20 protein-coding genes and 1 pseudogene are annotated in these 21,046 nt (G+C 64.7%); 9 read left to right on the top strand and 12 right to left on the bottom strand.

What is annotated here, in order from left to right:
• The 9 genes from XF30_RS20975 to pncA form a co-directional block, all read right to left on the bottom strand.
• A partial coding sequence (locus XF30_RS20975) for an ABC transporter ATP-binding protein (protein ID WP_244608987.1) occupies positions 1 to 840 on the bottom strand: 840 nt, incomplete at its 3' end.
• Complete coding sequence (locus tag XF30_RS20970; RefSeq protein ID WP_109143720.1) at positions 837 to 1,820, bottom strand: ABC transporter ATP-binding protein; 984 nt, start codon at positions 1,818 to 1,820, stop codon at positions 837 to 839. The genes XF30_RS20970 and XF30_RS20975, both read right to left, overlap by 4 nt.
• Before the next feature lie 2 nt (positions 1,821 to 1,822).
• The gene (locus XF30_RS20965) at positions 1,823 to 3,460 is read right to left on the bottom strand and encodes an ABC transporter substrate-binding protein (protein WP_109145797.1); all 1,638 of its coding nucleotides are present in this window, start codon (positions 3,458 to 3,460) and stop codon (positions 1,823 to 1,825) included.
• 28 nt (positions 3,461 to 3,488) lie between these two features.
• The gene (locus XF30_RS20960; RefSeq protein ID WP_036012362.1) at positions 3,489 to 4,304 is read right to left on the bottom strand and encodes a sugar phosphate isomerase/epimerase family protein; all 816 of its coding nucleotides are present in this window, start codon (positions 4,302 to 4,304) and stop codon (positions 3,489 to 3,491) included.
• Between the two features lie 455 nt (positions 4,305 to 4,759).
• Positions 4,760 to 6,043 (bottom strand): DUF1236 domain-containing protein, encoded by a 1,284-nt coding sequence (locus XF30_RS20955; RefSeq protein ID WP_109143719.1) that lies wholly within the window; start codon positions 6,041 to 6,043, stop codon positions 4,760 to 4,762.
• Positions 6,044 to 6,147: 104 nt separating this feature from the next.
• Complete coding sequence (locus XF30_RS20950; protein WP_036012369.1) at positions 6,148 to 6,531, bottom strand: GrlR family regulatory protein; 384 nt, start codon at positions 6,529 to 6,531, stop codon at positions 6,148 to 6,150.
• A 30-nt stretch (positions 6,532 to 6,561) separates the two neighbouring features.
• Positions 6,562 to 8,595, bottom strand: coding sequence for an NAD(+) synthase (locus XF30_RS20945; RefSeq protein ID WP_109143718.1), 2,034 nt, complete (start codon positions 8,593 to 8,595; stop codon positions 6,562 to 6,564).
• A 142-nt stretch (positions 8,596 to 8,737) separates the two neighbouring features.
• Positions 8,738 to 9,853 carry an alpha/beta fold hydrolase gene (locus XF30_RS20940; RefSeq protein ID WP_109143717.1) on the bottom strand — a complete coding sequence of 372 codons (1,116 nt, stop codon included), beginning with the start codon at positions 9,851 to 9,853 and terminating at the stop codon, positions 8,738 to 8,740.
• A gap of 16 nt (positions 9,854 to 9,869) precedes the next feature.
• On the bottom strand, positions 9,870 to 10,496 hold the full coding sequence (gene pncA, locus XF30_RS20935) for a bifunctional nicotinamidase/pyrazinamidase (protein ID WP_109143716.1): 627 nt from the start codon (positions 10,494 to 10,496) through the stop codon (positions 9,870 to 9,872).
• A gap of 266 nt (positions 10,497 to 10,762) precedes the next feature.
• Here pncA and glk point away from each other — a divergent pair, with 266 nt between their 5' ends.
• On the top strand, positions 10,763 to 11,734 hold the full coding sequence (gene glk, locus XF30_RS20930; protein WP_036012393.1) for a glucokinase: 972 nt from the start codon (positions 10,763 to 10,765) through the stop codon (positions 11,732 to 11,734).
• A 136-nt stretch (positions 11,735 to 11,870) separates the two neighbouring features.
• Positions 11,871 to 12,083, top strand: coding sequence for a hypothetical protein (locus XF30_RS20925; protein ID WP_036039656.1), 213 nt, complete (start codon positions 11,871 to 11,873; stop codon positions 12,081 to 12,083).
• 32 nt (positions 12,084 to 12,115) lie between these two features.
• On the opposite strand, the gene XF30_RS20920 is transcribed toward XF30_RS20925, so the two are convergent.
• Together XF30_RS20920 and XF30_RS20915 are read right to left on the bottom strand one after the other, a co-directional pair.
• Positions 12,116 to 12,493 (bottom strand): response regulator, encoded by a 378-nt coding sequence (locus XF30_RS20920; RefSeq protein ID WP_036012398.1) that lies wholly within the window; start codon positions 12,491 to 12,493, stop codon positions 12,116 to 12,118.
• A 112-nt stretch (positions 12,494 to 12,605) separates the two neighbouring features.
• Entirely contained in the window at positions 12,606 to 13,409 is an 804-nt protein-coding gene (locus XF30_RS20915; protein WP_109143715.1) for a Spy/CpxP family protein refolding chaperone, read from the bottom strand.
• A 475-nt stretch (positions 13,410 to 13,884) separates the two neighbouring features.
• Here XF30_RS20915 and XF30_RS20910 point away from each other — a divergent pair, with 475 nt between their 5' ends.
• The 6 genes from XF30_RS20910 to XF30_RS38570 all read left to right on the top strand — a co-directional run bounded on the left by XF30_RS20910 (position 13,885) and on the right by XF30_RS38570 (position 20,004).
• Positions 13,885 to 15,225: an ABC transporter substrate-binding protein gene (locus tag XF30_RS20910; RefSeq protein WP_036012401.1), complete on the top strand. Its 1,341-nt coding sequence runs from the start codon at positions 13,885 to 13,887 to the stop codon at positions 15,223 to 15,225.
• A gap of 121 nt (positions 15,226 to 15,346) precedes the next feature.
• A complete protein-coding gene (locus XF30_RS20905; protein ID WP_036012404.1) occupies positions 15,347 to 16,285 on the top strand; it encodes a carbohydrate ABC transporter permease in 939 nt (312 codons plus the stop codon).
• Positions 16,285 to 17,196, top strand: a complete 912-nt coding sequence (locus XF30_RS20900; RefSeq protein WP_036012407.1) for a carbohydrate ABC transporter permease — start codon at positions 16,285 to 16,287, stop codon at positions 17,194 to 17,196. Before XF30_RS20905 ends, XF30_RS20900 begins: the two co-directional genes overlap by 1 nt.
• Before the next feature lie 20 nt (positions 17,197 to 17,216).
• Positions 17,217 to 18,317: an ABC transporter ATP-binding protein gene (locus tag XF30_RS20895; protein ID WP_036028079.1), complete on the top strand. Its 1,101-nt coding sequence runs from the start codon at positions 17,217 to 17,219 to the stop codon at positions 18,315 to 18,317.
• A 37-nt stretch (positions 18,318 to 18,354) separates the two neighbouring features.
• Positions 18,355 to 19,344, top strand: coding sequence for a hydroxyacid dehydrogenase (locus tag XF30_RS20890; RefSeq protein ID WP_109143714.1), 990 nt, complete (start codon positions 18,355 to 18,357; stop codon positions 19,342 to 19,344).
• 168 nt (positions 19,345 to 19,512) lie between these two features.
• Positions 19,513 to 20,004, top strand: coding sequence for a hypothetical protein (locus XF30_RS38570; RefSeq protein WP_036012421.1), 492 nt, complete (start codon positions 19,513 to 19,515; stop codon positions 20,002 to 20,004).
• 4 nt (positions 20,005 to 20,008) lie between these two features.
• On the opposite strand, the gene XF30_RS20880 is transcribed toward XF30_RS38570, so the two are convergent.
• On the bottom strand, positions 20,009 to 20,506 hold the full coding sequence (locus XF30_RS20880; RefSeq protein WP_109145796.1) for a DUF1993 domain-containing protein: 498 nt from the start codon (positions 20,504 to 20,506) through the stop codon (positions 20,009 to 20,011).
• 303 nt (positions 20,507 to 20,809) lie between these two features.
• Between XF30_RS20880 and XF30_RS20875 the strand changes: the two are divergent.
• A pseudogene (locus tag XF30_RS20875) lies at positions 20,810 to 21,046 on the top strand (DUF2147 domain-containing protein); the annotation flags it as partial.

Raw genomic sequence — 21,046 nt, 5'->3', positions numbered from 1 at the left:
CGCGGCCGGGTTCGGCGGGTCGCCTGCTAGCACGATGCGGCCCGCACTGCGGCGGCCCGGCGCGGGCGAGGCCGAGACCAGCGCCTGGGTGTAGGGATGCTCGGGCCGCGCGAACAGATCGTCCGCGCTGCCGATCTCGACGATGCGGCCGAGATACATCACGGCGACGACGTTGCTGATCTGCCTGACGACGCGCAGATCGTGGCTGATGAAGAGCAGCGTCAGCGACAGCTGCGCCTGGAGATCGCAGAGCAGATTCACCACCTGCGCCTGGATCGAGACGTCGAGCGCGCTGACCGGCTCGTCGCAGACCAGGAAATCCGGCTTGGTGGCCAGCGCCCGCGCCAGCACGATGCGCTGACGCTGCCCGCCGGAGAGCGCGCCGGGATAGCGCGCACCATGCGCCGGCGTCAGTTCGACGGCGTGCAAGAGCTCGCGGACGCGCTCGTCGCGCATCGCAGGCGTGCCGAGGCCGTGAATGTCGAGCGGCTCGCGAATCTGCGTGGCGACCGGCAGCCGCCGGTCGAGTGCACCGAGCGGATCCTGGAAGATCATCTGCATCCGCGCGCGCTGCGCACGCCACGCCGTTGTCCCAAGCGCGGCCATCGGCTTGCCGTCGAACCGTACCTCGCCGCTATCAGGCGGCTCGAGGCCGAGCACGATGCGGCCCGTGGTGGATTTGCCCGAACCGGATTCGCCGACGAGACCGAGCGTCTGGCCCCTTGGAATCGTCAGCGACACGCCGTCGACGGCATGCACGGCCGCAGCTCTCCCGAACATTCCGGAGCGCATCGCATAGGTGCGCGAGATCGCGGAGACCTCGACGAGCGGCGGACTCATTCGGCGGCAATCCCGAGCAGCGCGCGGCGCGAGGTCTCGGCACGGACGCAGGCCACGCTGCGGTCATCCGCGATCGGCGCGAGGGGCGGCGCCGCAAGGCCGCATGCTTCCGCGACCAGCGCGCAGCGCGGCGCGAAGGCGCACCCCCCGGGCATGTGCGCGGGATCGGGCACCGTGCCCGGAATGGCGGTGAGGCGCCGCCGCGGGCCATCGAGCGGCGGCAACGCGCCGATCAATCCTTGCGCGTAGGGATGCACGGGATCGGCGAACAGCTGGTTGCTCGGCGCCTGCTCGACGATGCGGCCGGCATACATCACCGCGACGCGGTCGCAATTCTCCGCGACGACGCCGAGGTCGTGGCTGATCAGCACCATGGCCATGCCGAGCTCGCGGCGGACCGTGGAGAGCAGCTCCAGGATCTGTGCCTGAATGGTGGCATCGAGCGCAGTGGTCGGCTCGTCCGCGATCACGAGATCGGGATTCCCGGCCAGCGCCATCGCGATCATGATGCGCTGGACCTGGCCGCCGGAGAATTCGTGCGGATAGGCCTCGAGCCGGCGGCCAGCGTCGGGAATGCCGACGAGATCGAGCAGCCGCCGCGCCTCCGCCTTCACGGCGTTGCCTTGGAGATCGCGATGCAGCGCCAGCGCTTCGCAAAGCTGCCTGCGGATGGTCAGCACCGGGTTGAGCGCGCTCGCCGGATCCTGGAAGATCATGGCGATACGCCCGCCCCTGACCTGATCGAGCTCGGCGGCCGGTGCGCCGAGAATCTGGCGCCCGTCGAGCCGCACCGAGCCAGAGACTTGCGCATGGCGCGGCAACAGGCCGAGCGCGGCGAGCCACGTCACCGATTTGCCGGAGCCGGACTCGCCGACGAGGCCGATGGCCTCGCCCTTCTGCAAGGCAATGTCGACGCCGCGCAGGACCGGCACGCCATTGAAGGCGACGCGCAAGTCCTCGATGCTGACCAGCGGCTTCACCTTCAGACCTCGAAATTGCCGGCGCGGAAATCCATCGCGAAGGCGGGCGCTGCCTTCCACTTGATCGATTTCGGCTTGGCCGTGAAGGTCGCGTTCTGGTGCAGCACCGTGTAGGCGGGATCTTCGCGCTCGGCGATCTCCAGCATGCGGCGGAACGCCTTCTTGCGCGCGGCCCGGTCGGTCGAGGTCTCCAGGAATTCGGAGAGCGTGTTCAGCTCGGCATTGGTCCATTCGCCGATCTGCTGCTGCTGGCCGTTGGGGCCGTGCTGGGCGACCAGCGACGACACCGGATCGTTGAAGGCGGCCGAGTTCGACCAGTCGCGTACGGCGCGTGCCGGCCCGCGCTCCATGATCTGCGACCAATTCTCCTTGGTCTCGATCTGCACGTTGAGCCCGACTGATTTCCACATCTCGACCAGGATCTGCGCGGTCGCGACCTGGTTGGTGTAGTAGTTGTTGAGCAGGCGGTACGGGATCGGGTCGCCCTTATAATTGGCCTGCTTGAGCAGATCCTGCGCAAGCTTGGGATCGTAGGCCGGCACGTTCCAGTCGGCGTTGAACATGTCGCCGTAGAATTCCCATTGCAGACCCTTCGGCACACGGGTGCGGCCGGCCCACAGGCTGTCGACGATCGCCTGGCGATCGATCGCATGGGTGAAGGCGCGCCGCACCAGCGGATTGGCGAGCACGGCGTGGTTCTTGTCGAACACGGTAAGGCGATGATTCTGAATCGTGCCGCCCTGCACTTCGAAGGCGGAATTCTTCTCGATGCCGGCAATCTGGTCCGGCGGGATGTCGCAGGCGAACTGGTATTCGCCCGAGAGCAGTCCGTTGATGCGGCTGGCGACCTCAGGCACTTCGAGGAAGCGGATGCGCTTGAGCGGCGGCCGGCCGCCCCAATATTCGTCGTGGGCTTCCAGCGTCAGCGAGACGTCGGGCTTGAGCTCGACGACCCTGTAGGGGCCGGTCGTCACCGGCTTGCGGGCCCAATCGAGATAGCTCGCCGCCTCTTCCCAGGCGCGGCGGTTCATGATGTCGGAGCCGTAGCGCGACAGCCGGCCTTCGATCGTGACGTCGGGCGTCGCGTTGTAGAAGCGCACCGTGTACTTGTCGACGGCATCGACGCGCACCAGGTCCGGCCAGATGCGGCGGGCGACCGCGGGGACGTCCGGCGGCAGCTCCTTGCCCGGACGCGGCGTCGGGATCTTCTCGAACGCCTTGATGGTGGAGCGGTTCTTGGCCTCGGTCTCGCCGAACATGCGCTCGCGGCTGAAGGTGAAGACGACGTCTTCCGCCGTTAGCTCGTCGCCATTGTGGAACTTGACGCCCTGGCGCAGCTTCACCTCGACGGTCTGGTCGTCGATGCGGCGCCATTCGGTGGCAAGGCCCGGCACAGCTTCGAGCTTGCCGCGCCAGTTCTTGGAGATCAGGCCTTCCCAGATCGAGGAGAAGAACACGCGCTCGCCGACATTGGACTGCTCGCGCAGCACGTCGAGCACGTTCGCATTCGTGACCTTCTGCACCGCGACGGTCACGGAGGGACGGTTGTCGCCTTGCGCGATGGCAAAGCGCGGCAGCAGCAAGGTGCTTGCGGCGGCGCCGCCGGATTTCAGGATGTTGCGACGGGTGAGCTTGCTCATGAGGTGACGCTGCCCTTTGTGATTGCGGTTATTCGGCGAGACCGAGCGCGGCGAGATGCGCCGCGCCCTTGCGGACATCGTCGTGGTTGCGGAGTTCGAGGATCAGCCGCGGATTCGACGTCAGCCGTCCTAGCGCGCGGAATACGGCGACCCAGGGAATGTTGCCCTCGCCCGGCGCCCAGTGCCGGTCGGCAAAGCCGTCGGTGTCCTGCAGGTGCACATGCGTCAGCATGTCGCCGGCGGTCTCGACGTAATAGTCGACCGGCGGCGCGCCGGTGGAGATGTGCGCATAATTGGCGTGCCCGGTGTCGAGCGAGACGCGGACCTTGCTGCTTTCCAACGCCTTGGCGAGGCGCACGCGGTCGCGTGGATCCTTGTCCTCGATGTTCTCGATGACGATCTCGCAGCCGATCGTCTCGGCACGCGCAATCACCTCGGCGAGCGTCGCCTTGACTCGCTCGACGATATTGGCGCGGTTGTCGGGATAGAGATCGAGATTGTTGTGGTCCCAGGTCGTGAAGGGCGAGTGGATCACCATCTGCGTCGCGCCGAGGAACTCGGCGGCCTCAAGGCCCTGCAGCAGGCGCTTCGTTACGGCCTGGCGGATCATCGGATCGTGGCTGTCGATCTTGAAGCCCCAGAACGGACCGTGGATGCCGAGCCGGCCGGTGTGCCCGGTGAGCATCTGCTTGATCTCGCTAGCGGTTGCGCGCCAGTCGCTATCGAGCAGATCGGCGCGGAAGAAGTCCTGGATTTCCAGATCGCGCTGCTTTTCGAGAAGCCAGTCACGATGCGCGGGGATCGATTTGATGGACAATGCGGCGCCCAGCACCGGCTTCGACATGGCATGCTCCTTCGTCGTCAGCGATGACGGGAGCAGCGCTAGACCAGTTCAATGACAGGCCCGTGAAATGCGCATTCCGCAGCGTGGACGAGATGTGGACATCCTGCCCGCGCGTGCTGCGGTTCAAGCAAAAGCGATCGCTCCGAGCGATGCCGAATGGGCACATGGCAAGCGCCATCGTGTCCGTAGTGATCCGGAATGGAATCCTAGCCGTCCTTCGCGTACATCGCGGGACATCGATCGGCGGCCACTTCCACGGGCATCACCCTCTGATCGCGCTACATGGGGTTGGGGGACCACATGGGGCGGGGGATTGAAGGCTGGGGCAAGGTGACGAGGTCCGGACTCCTAGGCACTCCGGACCTCGAAACTTTTTAGATTGAACGCAGCAACGCGCCGTCCGGTGGGGCATCCGGGCGGCGCGTCGTCGTTTCAGAGCCTCTTTGTTTCGGCGCTTAGCGTGTCTGCGGCTCCAGCGTCACCGTGCAATCGCCCTGCCCTTGCGTCGCGACCACGATGTTGCCCGCGGGAGCGCCGAGAGCGATCGGCGTGGACGAGCCGCCGCCAGGCATCTGGACGATCACGCTCAGGGAATCGGTGCGCGCAGTCGAGCCCACGGTGGTCGGCTCCGCCTGGGCGACGTTGCCGGAAGCATCACGTCGCATGATCTGGCAGTTCACCATGGTGTTTCCGCCGGCCGCCGCCATGCCTGACGACGAGGAGGTGCTGCCACCCATTTGGGCCCGGGCCCGCGACGGATCGCGGGGTACCTGGCTGACGATGCGATGCGAGCGCGGCTCCACGATAATGACCTCGTCTTCCGTCGTGAAATATTCGTAGCCCCGATATGCAGGCTCGATCGAGACGATCTCGGGCGGCAGCCGATGCAGACGCACGCGCGAGGGAATCGTTTCGCCAACCCGGATCGAGATGTTCAGATTGCGCTCCGGCTGCGCCAGGCGTGCGCGGCTCACCGTTTCGGAGATCCGCACCTGCCTCTCGGTCGTCACCTGGGCCTGCTGGTTGACCTGCGTGTTGGTCTGCGTGGTCTGATTGGCCTGGTTGGTCTGCGTGCCCGTGGAGCCGGGCGCGGTCTGTGCGTTGTTGGTCGGTGCCGCGCGGCTGGTATCCGTCGCAGTGGCCGGCTGGTTGCTCTGTTGCTGCTCGGCGGCACTGCGCGGCGGCTGGGCCTGGTTGCGCTCGTTCTGGTTGGCTGTAGCTCCGGTGCGCTCGTTCTGCTGGCCAGCCGGACCAGTCGTCGGGCCAGTCTTGGATCTCTCGGATTCGGCGGTTGATTTCTGCGGCGCAGCCTTGTCCTGCGCAGCCTTGTCCTGCTTGGTTTCCGCACCGCTCTTGCCCGCATCGCGTCCGGGCTTGGTGCTCTCGGCCTCCCGGTTGCGATCGCGCGAAGGCTCACGAGAGTCTTGTGCCTGGTCCCTCGCCTTCGGTTGATTGCGCTCCGAGGCCGTCGCCGGCTGGCGCTTGTCGTCACTTACCTCGCTCTTGGCAGCGCCGCCTCGATCCTCGCGGCCTGCGCCCTGAAGCCGCTCTTGGGCGCCTTGCGCGCGCTCTTGAACGCGTTCTTGAGCCGCACCACCGCGCTGCGGAGAAGCGCCCTTGGCCGGCTCCTCGGTCCGTTTCGGCTCGTCCCTGCGCTCACCGGGCGCCTGGGCATAGGCAAGGCCGGATGCGAGCATGAGCCCGACGGCCGCAGTCGATAACATCAAATGTTGACGCATGGTCCCTCTCCTCGACAATTCGCAACAATAAACGCGAACGTTCTGTTCGTACGAAGGTTCCTGAGCAGGAACGCAGTCGTGGAGGTGAGCCAATCAAGTCGCCATTACATCGCATCCTTCAGCGTCAGCCGCGCCGTGAACGTCACGCTGGTCTTGCCGACCAGCGCCATGCCTTCGACTTCCGCACCGCCGGGGAAATAGTCGCCGGAAAAGCCGCAGGTGACCTCCCTGCCGCCGAATGCGAGCGTCCTGCCGACCGCCTCGGTGTGCTGATTGACGATCATGTCGCCCCGCCACTTGCCGTTCCGGAAGGTGTAGCTGCCGGTGTAGTAGAAGTAGCTGTCGCCGCCCATGATGCGGCCGTCGCTGAGCACGACCACGCCCCTGGCCTGCCCACGCTTGCCGTCCCGCATCTCGATGTCGAAGATGTAGAGGCCGTTGACGACCCTGGCCTCCTCACCCGCTTCCGCTTCATCGCCAGCTGACATCCGATCATCCCCACCGATCCGTTGTCCCGATCAGTTCGGCACGTTCCGCTCGAGATCCTCGAGCCATGCCGCTGCACTCGAATCCGAGGGCGCGCGCCAATCGCCACGCGGCGACAATGAACCGCCGGCCGAGACCTTCGGCCCGTTCGGCATGGCCGAGCGCTTGAACTGGCTGAAGGCGAAGAAGCGGCGCAGGAACACTTCGAGCCAGCGGCGGATCTCCGGCAGATCATAGGCCCGGCGCCGATCGCTCGGGAAGGCCGGTGGCCATTCGCCCTTGGCAACGTCCTTCCATGCCTGAAGCGCCATGAAGGCGATCTTGGACGGCCGCATGCCGAAGCGCAGCGTATAGAACAGGTTGAAGTCCTGCAGTTCGTAAGGCCCGACGGACGCTTCCGTGCTCTGCGGCTTCTGGCCGGCCTCGACGGGCACGAGTTCCGGCGAGATCTCGGCCACAAGGATCGAGCCGAGCGTCCGGTTGACGTCGTCGCTGAACTGCTTGGAGGAGATCACCCAGCGGATCAGATGCTGGATCAGCGTCTTCGGCACGCCCGCGTTGACGTTATAATGCGCCATCTGGTCGCCGACACCATAGGTGCACCAGCCGAGCGCGAGCTCGGAGAGATCGCCGGTTCCAATCACGATGCCGCCGTGATGGTTGGCTAGCCGAAACAAATAATCCGTGCGCAGGCCGGCCTGCACGTTCTCGAAGGTGACGTCGTAGACCTTCTCGCCCTTGCCGAAGGGATGGCCGATATCCTTCAGCATCTGCGTCGCCGTGGTGCGGATGTCGAGCTCCTGCCAGCTCGTCTGCAACGCCTTCATCAGCGCGAGCGCGTTGGTCTTGCTCTCGCTGCCGGTGGCAAAGCCCGGCATGGTGTAGGCCAGGATGTTCTCGCGCGGCAGGCCGAGCAGGTCGACCGCCTTGGCGGCGACGATCAGGGCGTGGGTGGAATCGAGGCCGCCCGACACGCCGATCACCACGCGCTTGGTACCGGTGGCGCGCATGCGCTGCACCAGCCCGGCGACCTGGATGTTGTAGGCCTCGTAGCAGTCCTGCTCGAGCAGGCTCTCATCGCTCGGCACGAATGGAAAGCGCTCGACCTTGCGCAGGAAGCCGATATCGGCGGCCGGCGGCTTCAGGGCAAATGTCACCTTGCGGAAAAACGCCTCGCGCTGCCGCCGGTTGTCGTCGAACGTTCCCATCAGCGCGCGCTCCTGCCGGAGCAGGTCGAGGTCGACGTCAGCCAGCGTGATCTGGCCGCCCTGGCGGAACCGCTCACCCTCGGCCAGCAGCACGCCGTTCTCGTAGATCGAGGTCTGACCGTCCCAAGCGAGATCGGTGGTGGATTCTCCGGCCCCGGCCGCGGAATAAACGTAAGCCGCGAGGCAGCGCGCCGAGGTCGATTGGCACAGCAACGCGCGCGAGCGCGCCCGGCCGATCGTGATCGGGCTGCCCGAGAGGTTGATCAGCACGCTCGCGCCCGCAAGCGCGAGCTCCGAGGCCGGCGTCACCGGGATCCACATGTCCTCGCAGATCTCGACGCCAATGGTGAGGCCCGGAACGTCCTCGGCCGCGAACAGGAGATCAACGCCGAACGGCGCATGCAGGCCGCCAAAGGCGATGGTCTCACCGGCGATGCCGGCGCCGGAGGCGAAATGCCGTCCCTCGTAGAACTCGCGATAGGTCGGCAAGTAAGATTTCGGCACGACGCCGAGGACGTTACCGCGATGAATGACGACGGCGCAGTTGTAGATGCGATTGCCAAAGCGCAGCGGCGCCCCGACGATCAGGACCGTCATTAGCCCCGCGGAGGCCGCAACGACGCTTGCGAGCCCGCGCTCGACCGCATCAAGCAGCGGATCCTGCTTCACCAGGTCCTCGATCGCATAACCGGACAGGCACAGCTCGGGAAACACCGCGACCGCGACCGACTGCTCATGGCAGGCATTGGCCGCCGCCAGCACGGCCTTCACGTTGGCGCTGGGATCGGCGACGTGGGAGGTGGTCACGCAGGCTGCCACGCGCGCAAATCCGTGGGCGTAAATCGAGTGGAACGTCATCGAGCGCAGTACCCTCAAATCTCTCGCCGGCGGCCAAAGCCGTCAGCTCCGGTCATATTTAGCCCATCGATCTGGCCCCGTGCAGGCCATCCGCCGTCATGCATAACGGATTTGCGCCCCATCCGGTCCAGTGCCGGCGAGGTCAGGCGCTGCGGGCCAGCACGCCGGGCAGATCGCCGCGCAGCCACCCGGCGATCCGGGGCCAGGCATGCGCATGGGTGCGCGCGCCCATGAACAGGCCGAGGTGGTTGCTGGGCTCGGATGCCGCTGCAACGAAGGCAGGTGGCGTACCGACGAGCCCCGCGGTGGCCAGCGCTTGCGTCGCTGGCACTACATCGTCGTCGAGGCCGGCGAGCAGGAAGATCGGCGCCTTGACGTCCTTCAGATCGATCGGGCGCCCGAGCGCGACGAAACGGCCCTCGGCGATGCGGTTCTCCCGGAAGATCGCGTTGACGATCTCGAGATAATAAGTGCCCGGCAGGTTGAGCGTCTCGGTGTTCCAGCGGTCGAACCGCGCCAGCAGCTCGGAGCCCTGCTCGTCCGAGAGATCCCGCTGCAATGCCGTCCTGATATCGTCGTTGTCAGGGGTTTTGGACCAGAAGCGCAGCATCTCCTCGCCGCTGACATTGCCGCCGCCGCGCGCGACGAGCTGGTCATAGACCAGCTCGGGCGCGTTGCGGGCGAGCCGGGCCAGCGAGGACTCGATCGACAGGTCCACGGGAGCACCGACCAGAACCAGCCGCCGCACCTTGCCTGGAAAGCGCGCGGCATAGAGCAGCGACAGCCACCCGCCCTGGCACAGCCCGACGAGATCGACCGGCGCGCCGATCTCGTCGATGGCGACGTTGAGATCGCCGAGATAGCTGTCGATCGAGAGATAGCGCATGTCCGGCGTCGCTGACCGCCAGTCGGTGACATAGATCCGGTCGATGCCGCCGTTTTGCAGCGACTGCACCACGCTGTGGCCTGGGGCGAAATCGGCGATCAGGGCCCGGTGCAGCGCATAGGGCGCGCAGACCAGCGCCGGCTGGCCGGACCGGGTCTGCGAGCAATCGCGCAAGTCCATCGTCGGGAGCTCCAACGCAACGCGGCTCGGCGTCGTCCATGGCAGGCTGCTGTCATCCTGTTGCTCGGGTGCCCGCTCCAGCCACCAGAAGCAGGCATCCATGGCGAGCTGCGCTGCCGCAAACGGCCAGAGCCGTGGATCATCATGAGCCTGGGCTGACCTGCGTGGCGGTTTGGAGGTCTTGTCCACCATGGCTACCTCGACATCCTCACAGAAACGCCTCGAGGCTCACGACGGCAATGCCGAGGTCCCGAAAACTCCGATGGGTCGACGCGACCGAGCCGTCGAGATCGATGCCGCGACAGGCATCCTCGATGACGGCCACCTCCAACCCTGCCTTGCGCGCATCTTCCGCCGAGAAGCGGACGCAGAAGTCCAGCGCCAGACCTGCGACAAAGACGGTCTTCAGCTCGCGTTCGCGCAAATAACCAAGCAATCCGGTCGGTGTCCGATGGTCGTTCTCGAACAACGCCGAATAGGAATCGATGCCGCGGCGAAAGCCCTTGCGCACCACGAGGCTTGCCCGTGTCACGTGGAGATCGCGATGAAATTCCGCGCCGGCCGTGCCTTGCACGCAATGCGTCGGCCACAGCACCTGCCGGCCATAGTCGAGCTCGATGGTCTCGAACGGCTGCTTGCCGGCATGGTTCGGCGCGAACGAGACGTGGTCGCTCGGATGCCAGTCCTGGGTCAGCACCAGATTGGCGAATTTTTGGGCGATCCTGTTGATGGCGGGCACGACCTTCTCGCCACCGGGAACGGCGAGCGCCCCGCCGGTGCAGAAGTCGTTCTGCACGTCGATCACCAGCAACACGTCGCGGTCGGAAATCTTCATCGCCGTCCCATTTCGATCTGCCGGGCGCGACGGCGCCGGGCGACCACCTCAGTGTCGGCCTTCCCGCGCGGCTTCGCAACCACTGGCACGCGCGGCAGCTGCGCGAATTGGTCACCGTGGCCGCCACGATGCAACGGTTTGACCTCGTCCGTGTTGACTAGGCGCACCCAAGGGCAGATTCTCGCACCGCCCGCGCCAGGCGGATCGGGTCGAAGCAGCGGAGGACAGGGCTGCCAGGGCCTGAAGGTCGTGGCGGCGATGAGGCCATGAATATCGGCAAGACCGGAAAAATTCTTCTCGCCGATATCGGCGGCACCAATGCGCGCTTCGCGCTGAGCCCGAGCGGTCAGACCGGACCGATCGACTATGTCAAGGTCGCCGACTTCCCGACCGTGCGCGAAGCCATCGCGGACGTTTTGGCGCGCCGGTCCAACGGCGAGCAGCCCCATCGCGCGGTGCTGGCCGTGGCGGGTCCCGTCACCAACAATCGCTGCGTCATGACCAACAGTCCCTGGGTCATCGACGGCAACGAGCTGCAGTCCGCGCTCGGCTTCGACAGCGTCCACGTGCTGAACGATTTCGAGGTGGTGGCCTGGTCCCTGCCTGCCTTGGAGCCTTCAGACCTGGTCCCACTCGGCGGCGGCGACGGCCTGGCCGGCGAGCCGTTGCTGGTCGTGGGGCCTGGAACCGGATTTGGTGTGTCCTGCCTGGTCGACCGCCATGGTTCGCGCCTGGCCGTCGTTACCGAGGCTGGACATGCGACCCTGCCGGCGGAGAACGAGCGCGAGGAGCGCGTGATCGCCTGCTTGCGGCAGCGCCTCGGTCATGTCTCGATCGAGCGCGGTGCCCTCTCGGGCTCGGGGCTGCAAAACCTGTATGAAGCGTTGGCTGAGATCGACGGCGTCCAGGTGCCGCATCGCGATGCCGCCGGGATCACCAAGGCGGCCCTGGAGAACAGCTGTCCGGTCAGCCGCGCGACGCTCGAAATGTTTTGCGCCATCCTCGGCTCGGTCGCCGGCAATCTCGCGGTGACCTTCGGCGCCCGCGGCGGCGTCTATGTCGCCGGCGGAATCGTGCCGCGCTTCCGCGAGTTCCTCGCCGCCTCCGCTTTCCGGGCGCGCTTCGAAGCCAAGGGACGGTTCCAGGATTATCTGCGCAACATCCCGACCAGGCTCGTGATCAAACCCGATGCGAGCTTCCTCGGCCTGACGATGTTTGCCGAGCACAATTCTGGCTGAGGGCGCCCCCGCGGCGAGTTCCCGTCATGCACAGCTGATTGCGGCACATCTGCGGTTCCACGCAGGTTCGTGCTTGCCTACCTGTTCCCGATGAGAAACAATCTGTCCGTGTGTGGCGTAGTTGCGGGGGCGTGACATGCGTAAGCAGGATTCGGGTTTCGACTATCACCGCTATCACCGCCTGTTGCGCGAAGCGGACAGCGAAGACAAGCGGCTGGCGCTCATCGAGCTCCTGATCGAGGAAAAGGCCCGCGACCAGCTGGCTGCCCAGCGCGCTTCGGATCGCGCGGCCATGACGGCTCACACCATTGCCAGGGTGCTGAGGAATGGCCGCAACCCTGCCGGTTGAGTTCTTCCCGCCAGGCGGCAAAAGCGCGATGGTCAGCTCGGGATAGTGGCTGACGGCTCCGGAAACATCGAATCGATCATCGCCTTGAGCTGATCCATCGCGATCGGCTTACGCAGGATCGGCCTACGACGGAGCAAGGACGGCAGCAGTTCCGGACCGTAGCCTGTGGCGAACAGAAACGGTTTTCCGCGACGTTCGATCAAATCGGCGACGGGGTCGACATAGACGCCCATCAGATTGATGTCGAGGATGGCCAGATCGTACTGCGCAGTCATGGCAAAGGCGCTGGCGTCGCGCACATTGTCTGCCTCCGCAACGACGTGGTGGCCGAGTTCCTCCACCATGTCGGCGATCATCATCCGGATCAACGCCTCGTCTTCGACCAGGAAAACGGAGAGTCCGTCCGCCATATCAACCCCGCAATCAGCCGTGCGAAGCTAAGCATAACCGAATTGCGCTGTAGATACACGAATTCGTGGCGGGCGCCGTTAATTCACACGCGCCCGAACCGATTCAACTTGATCAATCCAGTCCGCGCTCGTGGCTGAGGCGCACCATTGCCTGGATGAACACCTGCTTCTGCTTGTCGTCGAGGCTGGAAAAGAGCGGCTCGGCGGCATCGGCGACGTTGCGCTGATCGCCGGCGCGATCGATCAGGAACTGGGCCTCGTTGCGCATCTGCTCGATGATGTCGTCGGGCGGATCGCGCTTGGCGCGCGCAATCCTCAGGTTGAGCCGCTCTGCGCCATTATGCCCGAGGTAGTGCATCGCGCTCGAGAATCCGTACCAGTGCTTCTCCTGATCCGGCGTGAGATTCAGCTCGCTCTTGATCCGTTCGATGTAGGAATCGCTGTTCGCGACGATCTGCTCGGCAGTCAGCTGCGGCGCACCGGGCTGGGTCAGAACCGTGACTTCCTTGTTGTCTTTACCCTTGTTGTCCTGCGGCGCGTTCTTCGCCTCCTTGGTCGCCTTGGCGCTCTTGCCCTTGGCGCTTTTGCCATCCTTGTCTTTGGCCCCGCCCTGCTGCTTGGAATCCTTAGCCGCGTCCTTGCCGGCCTCCTTGGGCGGCGGCGCCTGATTGCCGGTGTTGGTGTTGCCGACACCGAGCACGCCGGTGAAAACGCCAACCACGCCACCGATGGCGCCACCGAGCACACCACCGACCGGACCTGCCGCCTTGTTGCCGGCTGCGGCGCCTTCCTGAACGCCCTTGACCAGACCTTGAGCATTCGCCACCGCGCCGGCCCCGAGCAACAGCGCGAGCATAGACCCCAGCGCCAGGCATCGCCGCAGATGAAGCCGCGCTGGTGCCGCCGGTTTGATCATTCTCGTCTCCATCATCGATCTGGCCTGTCAGCGAGGATCAGCCGCCAGGCGCAACTCTATCGTTTCCGCCACTTCGAGGTCCAGACGCGGCCGATTGCTGTCCACGCCCGAAAGGTCTTTCACGCGAAGCGGTTATCCAGCCTCTTGCGAAACTGAGGCGCAATTGCGCACGGCAGCGTTCGAGGCCGTTTGGCGCGAAGTGTGCGTCGCAAAAAACACCGTGCGCTGCGCCTGCGGCCCTATCGCCTTGCCAGACGTTGCGACCTTTCCGGGCACAACATGAGTTTTGGACGCGGAGCCGTTCGGCTTTCTCGACAGACGCGATCAATCATGATCTGATCGCGCTACCAATTTGCTGCGACCGGCGTGAATTGCCCACGCGGGCCGACGGCACCAACAAGAAAATCGACAACAAGAACTCAAGAAAGAAGTCTCAGAGGAAACTCCAACAACAACACCCAAGCGAGGAAACGAGATGTCACGCAAGACACTGACGCGACGTCAATTTGTGGCTGCCACTGCAATGTCCTCCGCGGCGCTGATCTCGGCGCCCTATGTCCGGGGCGCTTACGCCGCCGGCAAGCTCTCGATCGGCTTCTGGGACCATTGGGTGCCGGGCGCCAACAAGGCCTCGACCGAGCTCGTCAACGAATGGGCGGCGAAGGAGAAGGTCGAGATTTCCATCGACTACATCACAAGCCAGGGCAAGAAGATCGAGCTCACCATCGCGGCCGAGGCGGCGGCGAAGTCAGGCCACGATGTCCTGGCGATGCCGACATGGTGGCCGCACGCCCATGCCGAACTGCTCGAGCCGGTCAATGACATCATGGAGCCGATCATCAAGCAGAACGGCGACGTGAACGGCACCGTCAAATATTTGGGACGGGCCGGCAACAAATGGCTTGCGGTGCCCGCAACAATCGGAAGCCAGATCAAGGGGCCCTGCTCCCGCATCGATCTCCTGAAGAAGTTCGCCAATATCGATATCCAGGAAATATATCCGGCGGGCAGCCAGCCCAAGGCCGACAACTGGAACATGGAGACATTCCTGAAGGCGGCCGAGGCCTGCCAAAAAGGCGGCGTGCCCTTCGGCATCGGCCTGGGCGAGACCACCGACAGCACCGACACTGCCGGCGCCATCTTCCAGTCGTTCGGCGCTGAGCTGGTCAATGCCAAGGGCGACCTCACGGTGAAGACGGACGCGGTTCGCCAGGCGCTCGAATTCTACAAGAAGCTTATCGCGGTCCTGCCGCCCGACGTCGCCGCCTGGGATGACGCCTCCAACAATAAGTGGCTGATCTCCGGAAAAGGCGCGCTGATCATGAATCCTCCGAGCGCGTGGGCGGTCGCCAAGCGCGACGCGCCGCAGGTCGCAGAGCAGTGCTGGACCCACGGCATGCCGTCCGGTCCGAAAGGCCGTTATGCGCCCTACCTGCCTTATTTCTGGGGGACCTGGAGCTTCTCCAAGAACAAGGAAGCGGCGAAGAGCCTGCTCACGCATCTGTCGCAGCCGTCATCGATCGAGAAGTTCGTGGCCGCGAGCGGCGGTTACGACCTGCCGGCCTACGCGAACATGACGACGCTGAAGACCTGGCAGGAGGAAGGGCCGCCGAAGGGCACCCTTTATCACTACCCCAATCCCCACAATCACCAGACGCTGTCGATTGCGGCCTCTCCTGCTCCTCCCAAGATCGCCCAGCAGATCTATGCGCAGGCCACGCTGACCAAGATGTGCCTCCGCTACGCGCAAGGCGAGAAGATGGAGGCGACGCTCGCTTGGGCGGAGGGTGAGTGCGAAGGCTTCATGCGAAGCTGAGACAGAGACCGGCGGCTCACGCTGGACGTGAGCCGCCCGGTCTGGCTGCCGCCACAAGCTTCAATTTCTGAAGCCGGTTCCGCCGGCTTCCGTGCGAACGATCCTGCGAGGAAGATGCATCATGGCTGATGCCGTAGTTCGGCAACCCGGCGTCGCCCGGCCTGCGAGCGCCCGTAAACGTGCAAGCCTGCACAACGCCCTCAGGCGGAAATCGACCGTGGCGTTCCTGATGACGCTGCCGCTGATCCTGCTGATCACGCTGCTCGTGGTCTATCCGGCCTTCTATTCGCTGCATCTGGCAACGCTGAACAAGTCGATGCAGAAGTTTGTAGGCTTCGGCAATTTCGAGTTCCTGTTCAGGCGCGACACATTCTGGCTGGTGGTCAAGCAATCCTGCATCTTCGCTATCACGGCCGTGGTCTTCAAGGCCCTGATCGGATTCGTCGTCGCGCATTTCGTTCACAACATTCCGGCCAAGGGCCAGCGCAAATGGCGCGGCATGCTGCTCGTGCCCTGGGTGATCCCGCCCGCGATGAGCACGCTTGCCTGGCTCTGGCTGTTCGACCCGTCCTACAGCGCCTTCAATTACACACTTGCATTCTTCGGTATCGGGCCCATCCCGTGGACCGGCGACGCCGCCTGGGCGCGTTTCGCCGTGATCCTGGTCAACGTCTGGTATGGCGCGCCCTTCTTCATGATCATGTATCTGGCCGCCCTAAAATCGGTGCCCGATCAGCTCTACGAGGCCGCCGCCATCGACGGCGCCAACTGGTGGCAACGCATCTGGTATGTGACGCTGCCGATGATGCGCAACATCATCGCGATCACCACGCTGTTCTCCCTCATCGTCACCTTCGCCAATTTCGACATCGTGCGCATCCTGACCGCGGGAGGCCCGCTGGATCACACCCATATCTTTGCGACATGGGCGTTCCGGGTCGGCATCGAGGGCAGCGACATTCCGCTCGGCGCCAGCGTCTCGCTGTTCATGGTGCCGATCCTGGCGGTCGCCGCAATCTTCATCCTTCGCGACGTCAACAAACGCGGGAACGAAGCCTGATGAGCACCATGACAATCGACAAGGCCGGACCGCGCCGCAACGTCAAATACGGCAGCATGAGCCGCGACCGCGCCTGGGCGCTGCGCTGGTCCTACTTCTTCCTGGTGCTGTTTGCGATCTTCTCGCTGACGCCGCCACTCTACATGCTGATCACCTCGCTGAAGAGCAGCGCCGAGATTTCGGCGGCGACCAACCCTTGGTGGGTGTTCCATCCGACGCTGGACAACTATGCCGAGCTGCTGACGTCCAACCAGTTCCTGCGCTTCTTCTGGAATTCGGCGTGGGTCTCGATCATCGTGGTGACCCTCACCATGCTGATCAGCGTGCCGGCCGCGTTCGCGCTGGCGCGCATGAAGTTCTGGGGCTCGGCGACACTCGCCACCGGCGTATTCCTCACCTATCTCGTCCCCGACAGCCTGCTGTTCATTCCGCTATTCAAGATGTTCGCGCTGATCGGCGACTGGACGGGAGTCCAGCTGATCAACAGATGGTACGTGCTGCTCTTCATCTATCCGACGCTGACGGTCCCGTTCTGCACCTGGATCATGATCGGCTACTTCGCCTCGATCCCCAAAGAGCTCGACGAGGCCGCCATCATCGATGGAGCGTCCTGGTTTCAGACACTGACGCGGATCTTCATTCCGGTCGCGCTGCCCGGGCTGATTGCCGCCACCATCTTCGCCTTCACCGTATCCTGGGCGCAATTCCTCTATCCACTCGTGTTCACGACCTCAACGGACCAGCTCGTTCTGCCGGTCGGCATCATCACCACGCTGATCAAGGGCGACGTCTTCAATTGGGGACAGATCATGACCGGCGCGCTGCTCGGAGCCGCGCCGCCGCTCATCATCTACGCCTTCCTGATGGACTACTACATTGCCGGCCTTACCGCCGGTGCGACAAAGGGTTGAAAGCGAGGGGTTGAACTGAAATGGCCGACGTTTCCTTGCGGAAGGTAGTCAAGCGTTACGACGATGTCGAAGCCGTGCGCGGCATCGACCTCGACATCGCCGACCATGAGTTCATTGTGCTGGTCGGCCCCTCCGGCTGCGGCAAGTCGACCACGCTGCGCATGATCGCAGGCCTCGAGGACATCAGCGACGGCGACATCATGATCGGCGGCGATATCGTCAACGACGTGCCGCCGAAGGACCGCGACATCGCCATGGTGTTCCAGAACTACGCGCTCTACCCGCATATGACGGTCGCGGAGAACATGTCGTTCGGGCTGCGGCTGAAGCACTATCCCAAGGCCGAGATCAAGGCGCGGGTGACCGAAGCCGCCCGCCTCCTCGACATCACCGATCTGATCGACCGCAAGCCGAAGCAGCTCTCCGGCGGCCAGCGCCAGCGCGTCGCCATGGGCCGGGCCATCGTGCGCAATCCCAAGGTCTTCCTGTTCGACGAGCCGCTGTCCAATCTCGACGCGAAGCTCCGCGTGCAGATGCGGATCGAGATCAAGAAGGTGCACCAGAAGGTGCGCACCACGACGGTCTACGTCACCCACGACCAGGTCGAGGCGATGACGCTGGCCGATCGCGTCGTTGTCATGAACAAGGGCAAGATCGAGCAGATCGGCACGCCGAACGAGCTCTACCACAAGCCGGCGACGCGCTTCGTTGCCGGCTTCATCGGCTCGCCCGCGATGAACTTCATCCCGTGCCGGCTCGAGGACGTCGGCGGCACGCTTCAGATCCGCCTCACCGATCGTCTTGCCTTTCCGCTGCCGCCGGCCCGCGCCGCGCGCTACAACGCGCTGCCACGCACCGACAAGCTGCTGCTCGGCCTCCGTCCCGAGCATCTCACGGAGTGGCATGCGCATCTGGCGCCCGGGGTCGAGACCTTCGACACCGTGCTCGACGTCACCGAACCGATGGGCATGGAGACGCTGGTCTATTTCGGGCTCGAGGGCACGCCGGTCTGCGGCCGCGTCGATCCCAATGCCGGCGCCAAGGACGGGGCACCCATGCGCCTGGCGATGGACCTCAACAACATGCACCTGCTAAATGAGGAGACCGGCGTCGTGTTGTGACGCCGCGATCCAAGAAAAGCGAGCAGGTAGGGGAGCGATGGCGACCAACAAGAAGAAGATTTTCGTTACGCAGACTTTGTCGCAAGGGGCTCGCGCCCTCCTCACCCAGCGGGACGATATCGAGCTCGTCGAGTTTCCGAACCTGATCTCGGCGAAGGATTTCGAGGCCTTGTTGAAGAGCCATGCGCCGGTCCATGGCGTGGCGCTGGGCGCCACCGCCTTCGGCGAGACCGAGCTCGAGGCCGCGCGTGACATGAAGGTGGTAACCCGCATCGGCGTCGGCTACGACGCCGTCGACGTGCCCGCCCTCTCCCGCCGCAAGGTGCCGCTGATGGTCGCCGGCAGCGCCAATTCGCCCTCGGTTGCGGAGGCGGCGCTGTTCATGATGCTGACGCTGGCCAAGCGCGCGCAGGAGCTGCATTCCTGCGTCAAGGAGGGCACCTGGGCCGACCGGCTCGGCATGCTGCCGTTCGACCTCTACGGCAAGACCGTGCTGATCATCGGCTTCGGCCGCATCGGCAGCCGCACAGCGAAGCGCTGCCTGGCGTTCGAGATGAAGGTGCAGGTCTACGATCCCTACAAGGACGCCGCCGACATCAGGGCGGCCGGATGCGAGCCGGTCACCGACCTCGATGCCGCGCTGCCTCACGCCGACTTCGTCACCATCCACTGCCCGAAGACGCCGGAGACCGTCGGCCTATTCGATGCCGACAGGATCGGCCGCATGAAGGATAGATCCTACCTCATCAATACCGCGCGCGGCGGCATCGTGAAGGAAGCGGCGCTCTATGACGCACTGACGTCCGGAAAGCTCGCCGGCGCCGGCATCGACGTGTTCGAGGTGGAGCCGCCGCCGGTCGGCAACGCGCTGTTCGCGCTGCCCAACGTCATCATGGCCCCGCATGTCGCCGGCGTCACGGTCGAGGCGGTGAGCCGCATGAGCGAGCAGACCGCGCGCAATATTTTGAGCGTGCTGGACGGCGATCCCATCAGGCAGAACGTCATCAACCAGGACGTGCTGGGCTGAGATTATGGAAGGTCAGCGGCTCACCCCGCCGCCTTCGGAACGCCAGAAAGCGTCCCATTTTGGTGCAGATCGGGCCCCAACTCAGCCTTAATCAAACGCGCGTAATGGGCTTGAAACGCGGCGGCGGTGGGACAGACTGGCCGGCGCGGCGAGCTGGAGGATGGACCCTTGTCAGAGATCGACCCGACCGACCACGCGCTGGCGACCATCGCCAGCATCCTGGAGCACCCCGAGCCCGTTCTCGTCATTCGCCAGACCGAGACCGAAATCGTGGTCGCCGGAGAGCGTGAGCACATCGCGTCGGACGAACCGCCGATCGTGGACGAGCATCCGGTGATCGACGAGCATCCCGTGGTCGAGGAGCAGCCGCTGGCGCCGGAGCACACCGATGCCGACGGCTACAGCAAGGTTGGTCCGGGACCCATGGTCGCGATCCGTCTGAAATGGACGGTTCATCGCGGCGATGACGGCCAGTACTATGTCCACGAGACCATCGGCGAGCAATCCGCCCCGGTGGTCAGTGGTCCCATGACGAGCGAGGCCGCGGTGCGCTTCGTCGACACCCAACAAGATGAGGCGAACAGGCGCTTCGAGCTGCTGCGCAGCGAAATCGCCGGCCGCAGCTCGCTCGCCGACTACGAGCGCAAGGGCGAAGCGTAAGACCTCACTTCCTGCCGAGATAATCCTTCTTCACCAGCTCGACGCCGGCGTGGCGGAGCAGGTCGTAGGCGGTGGTGACGTGAAAGAAGAATTGCGGGACGCTGAACGTCAGCAGCAGCGTTCGCCCGGTAAAGGGCAGCTCGGTGCCGTTCTTCAATCTGAAGAAGACACTCCGTTCCGCCGCCGCATCGATCTCCGCGCGCGACAGGCTCTCGATGAACTCGATGGACGTTGCGATGCGCGCCTGCAGCCCGGCCATGTCGTGCTCCAGCGCCGGCAGCGTCACCGGCTCGCACTGCGCCAGCAGGGCCGGCGCGACCGTGGCATGGCGGCAGGCCTCGCCGACCTGCTGGGCGAGGTCATACATGTTCGGCGCAAGGCGCATGCCGAGCAGAATCGCCGGATCAAACTTCCGGGCCTCGGCATAAGCGACGCCCTTGTCGAGCAGCGCCGACAGGTTACGCAAATAGGGCACGAACAGGCCGACCGAGGCCTCGTAGATCGAGATCGTCACTTCAAGGATTCCCTTCGATTTCTGCCTTCCGAAAAGTTGTCCGCTTTTCGGTCGACCAGTGGCTGCACATTGCCATGGAAGACGGCGCCTGCAAGAAGATCTACCCGGCCTGGTGGATAAGGCCGTGTCCTTCCGTCGCTTTGCCTCGCCAAACTTTGGACCGGCTCCGGGCCTATTGAACCCGGAACCGCCGGGAGACGACTCACAGCAACGACAGTGATCTAGATCACTTTTTGCAAGCGAGCCGGCGCGTAAGCGTCGGTGCGGGGACCACCTGTTCAGGAGACGGAAATGAGGAAGCTGTTGGCCACGGCCGCATTCCTTTTGGCGAGCACTGCCGCGCAGGCGCAGTACACGTTTGAATATGGCGGGCGCACCATCCGCATCGATCCGGACCGCGGCACGGTGCAGATCCCCGGCGTCTACGACAACACAGGCCAGAATAAGCCCAAGAAGGCCAAGAAGAACGAGACGGCCCCGCAGCAGGCCACGGTCGACCCGCAGGCGCCGGCTGCTCCGGTCCCCGCT

Origin of the sequence: Bradyrhizobium sp. SUTN9-2, assembly GCF_003122645.1 — a bacterium.
Lineage (GTDB): Bacteria > Pseudomonadota > Alphaproteobacteria > Rhizobiales > Xanthobacteraceae > Bradyrhizobium > Bradyrhizobium yuanmingense.
The sequence above is the reverse complement of the archived record's forward strand: the minus strand, read 5'-3'. Positions and strand labels throughout refer to the sequence as shown.

Excerpts from the sequence above, each read along its gene's own strand:
- XF30_RS20920 (WP_036012398.1), bottom strand. The coding sequence starts at position 12,493 with ATGGCGGACGGACTCTCCGTTTTCCTGGTCGAAGACGAGGCGTTGATC.
- XF30_RS20905 (WP_036012404.1), top strand. The coding sequence starts at position 15,347 with ATGGCTGATGCCGTAGTTCGGCAACCCGGCGTCGCCCGGCCTGCGAGC.
- XF30_RS20965 (WP_109145797.1), bottom strand. The coding sequence starts at position 3,460 with ATGAGCAAGCTCACCCGTCGCAACATCCTGAAATCCGGCGGCGCCGCC.
- XF30_RS20955 (WP_109143719.1), bottom strand. The coding sequence starts at position 6,043 with ATGCGTCAACATTTGATGTTATCGACTGCGGCCGTCGGGCTCATGCTC.
- XF30_RS20945 (WP_109143718.1), bottom strand. The coding sequence starts at position 8,595 with ATGACGTTCCACTCGATTTACGCCCACGGATTTGCGCGCGTGGCAGCC.
- glk (WP_036012393.1), top strand. The coding sequence starts at position 10,763 with ATGAATATCGGCAAGACCGGAAAAATTCTTCTCGCCGATATCGGCGGC.
- XF30_RS20940 (WP_109143717.1), bottom strand. The coding sequence starts at position 9,853 with ATGGTGGACAAGACCTCCAAACCGCCACGCAGGTCAGCCCAGGCTCAT.
- XF30_RS20910 (WP_036012401.1), top strand. The coding sequence starts at position 13,885 with ATGTCACGCAAGACACTGACGCGACGTCAATTTGTGGCTGCCACTGCA.
- XF30_RS20925 (WP_036039656.1), top strand. The coding sequence starts at position 11,871 with ATGCGTAAGCAGGATTCGGGTTTCGACTATCACCGCTATCACCGCCTG.
- XF30_RS20895 (WP_036028079.1), top strand. The coding sequence starts at position 17,217 with ATGGCCGACGTTTCCTTGCGGAAGGTAGTCAAGCGTTACGACGATGTC.
- XF30_RS20890 (WP_109143714.1), top strand. The coding sequence starts at position 18,355 with ATGGCGACCAACAAGAAGAAGATTTTCGTTACGCAGACTTTGTCGCAA.
- XF30_RS20900 (WP_036012407.1), top strand. The coding sequence starts at position 16,285 with ATGAGCACCATGACAATCGACAAGGCCGGACCGCGCCGCAACGTCAAA.
- XF30_RS20950 (WP_036012369.1), bottom strand. The coding sequence starts at position 6,531 with ATGTCAGCTGGCGATGAAGCGGAAGCGGGTGAGGAGGCCAGGGTCGTC.
- XF30_RS20960 (WP_036012362.1), bottom strand. The coding sequence starts at position 4,304 with ATGTCGAAGCCGGTGCTGGGCGCCGCATTGTCCATCAAATCGATCCCC.
- XF30_RS20915 (WP_109143715.1), bottom strand. The coding sequence starts at position 13,409 with ATGATCAAACCGGCGGCACCAGCGCGGCTTCATCTGCGGCGATGCCTG.
- pncA (WP_109143716.1), bottom strand. The coding sequence starts at position 10,496 with ATGAAGATTTCCGACCGCGACGTGTTGCTGGTGATCGACGTGCAGAAC.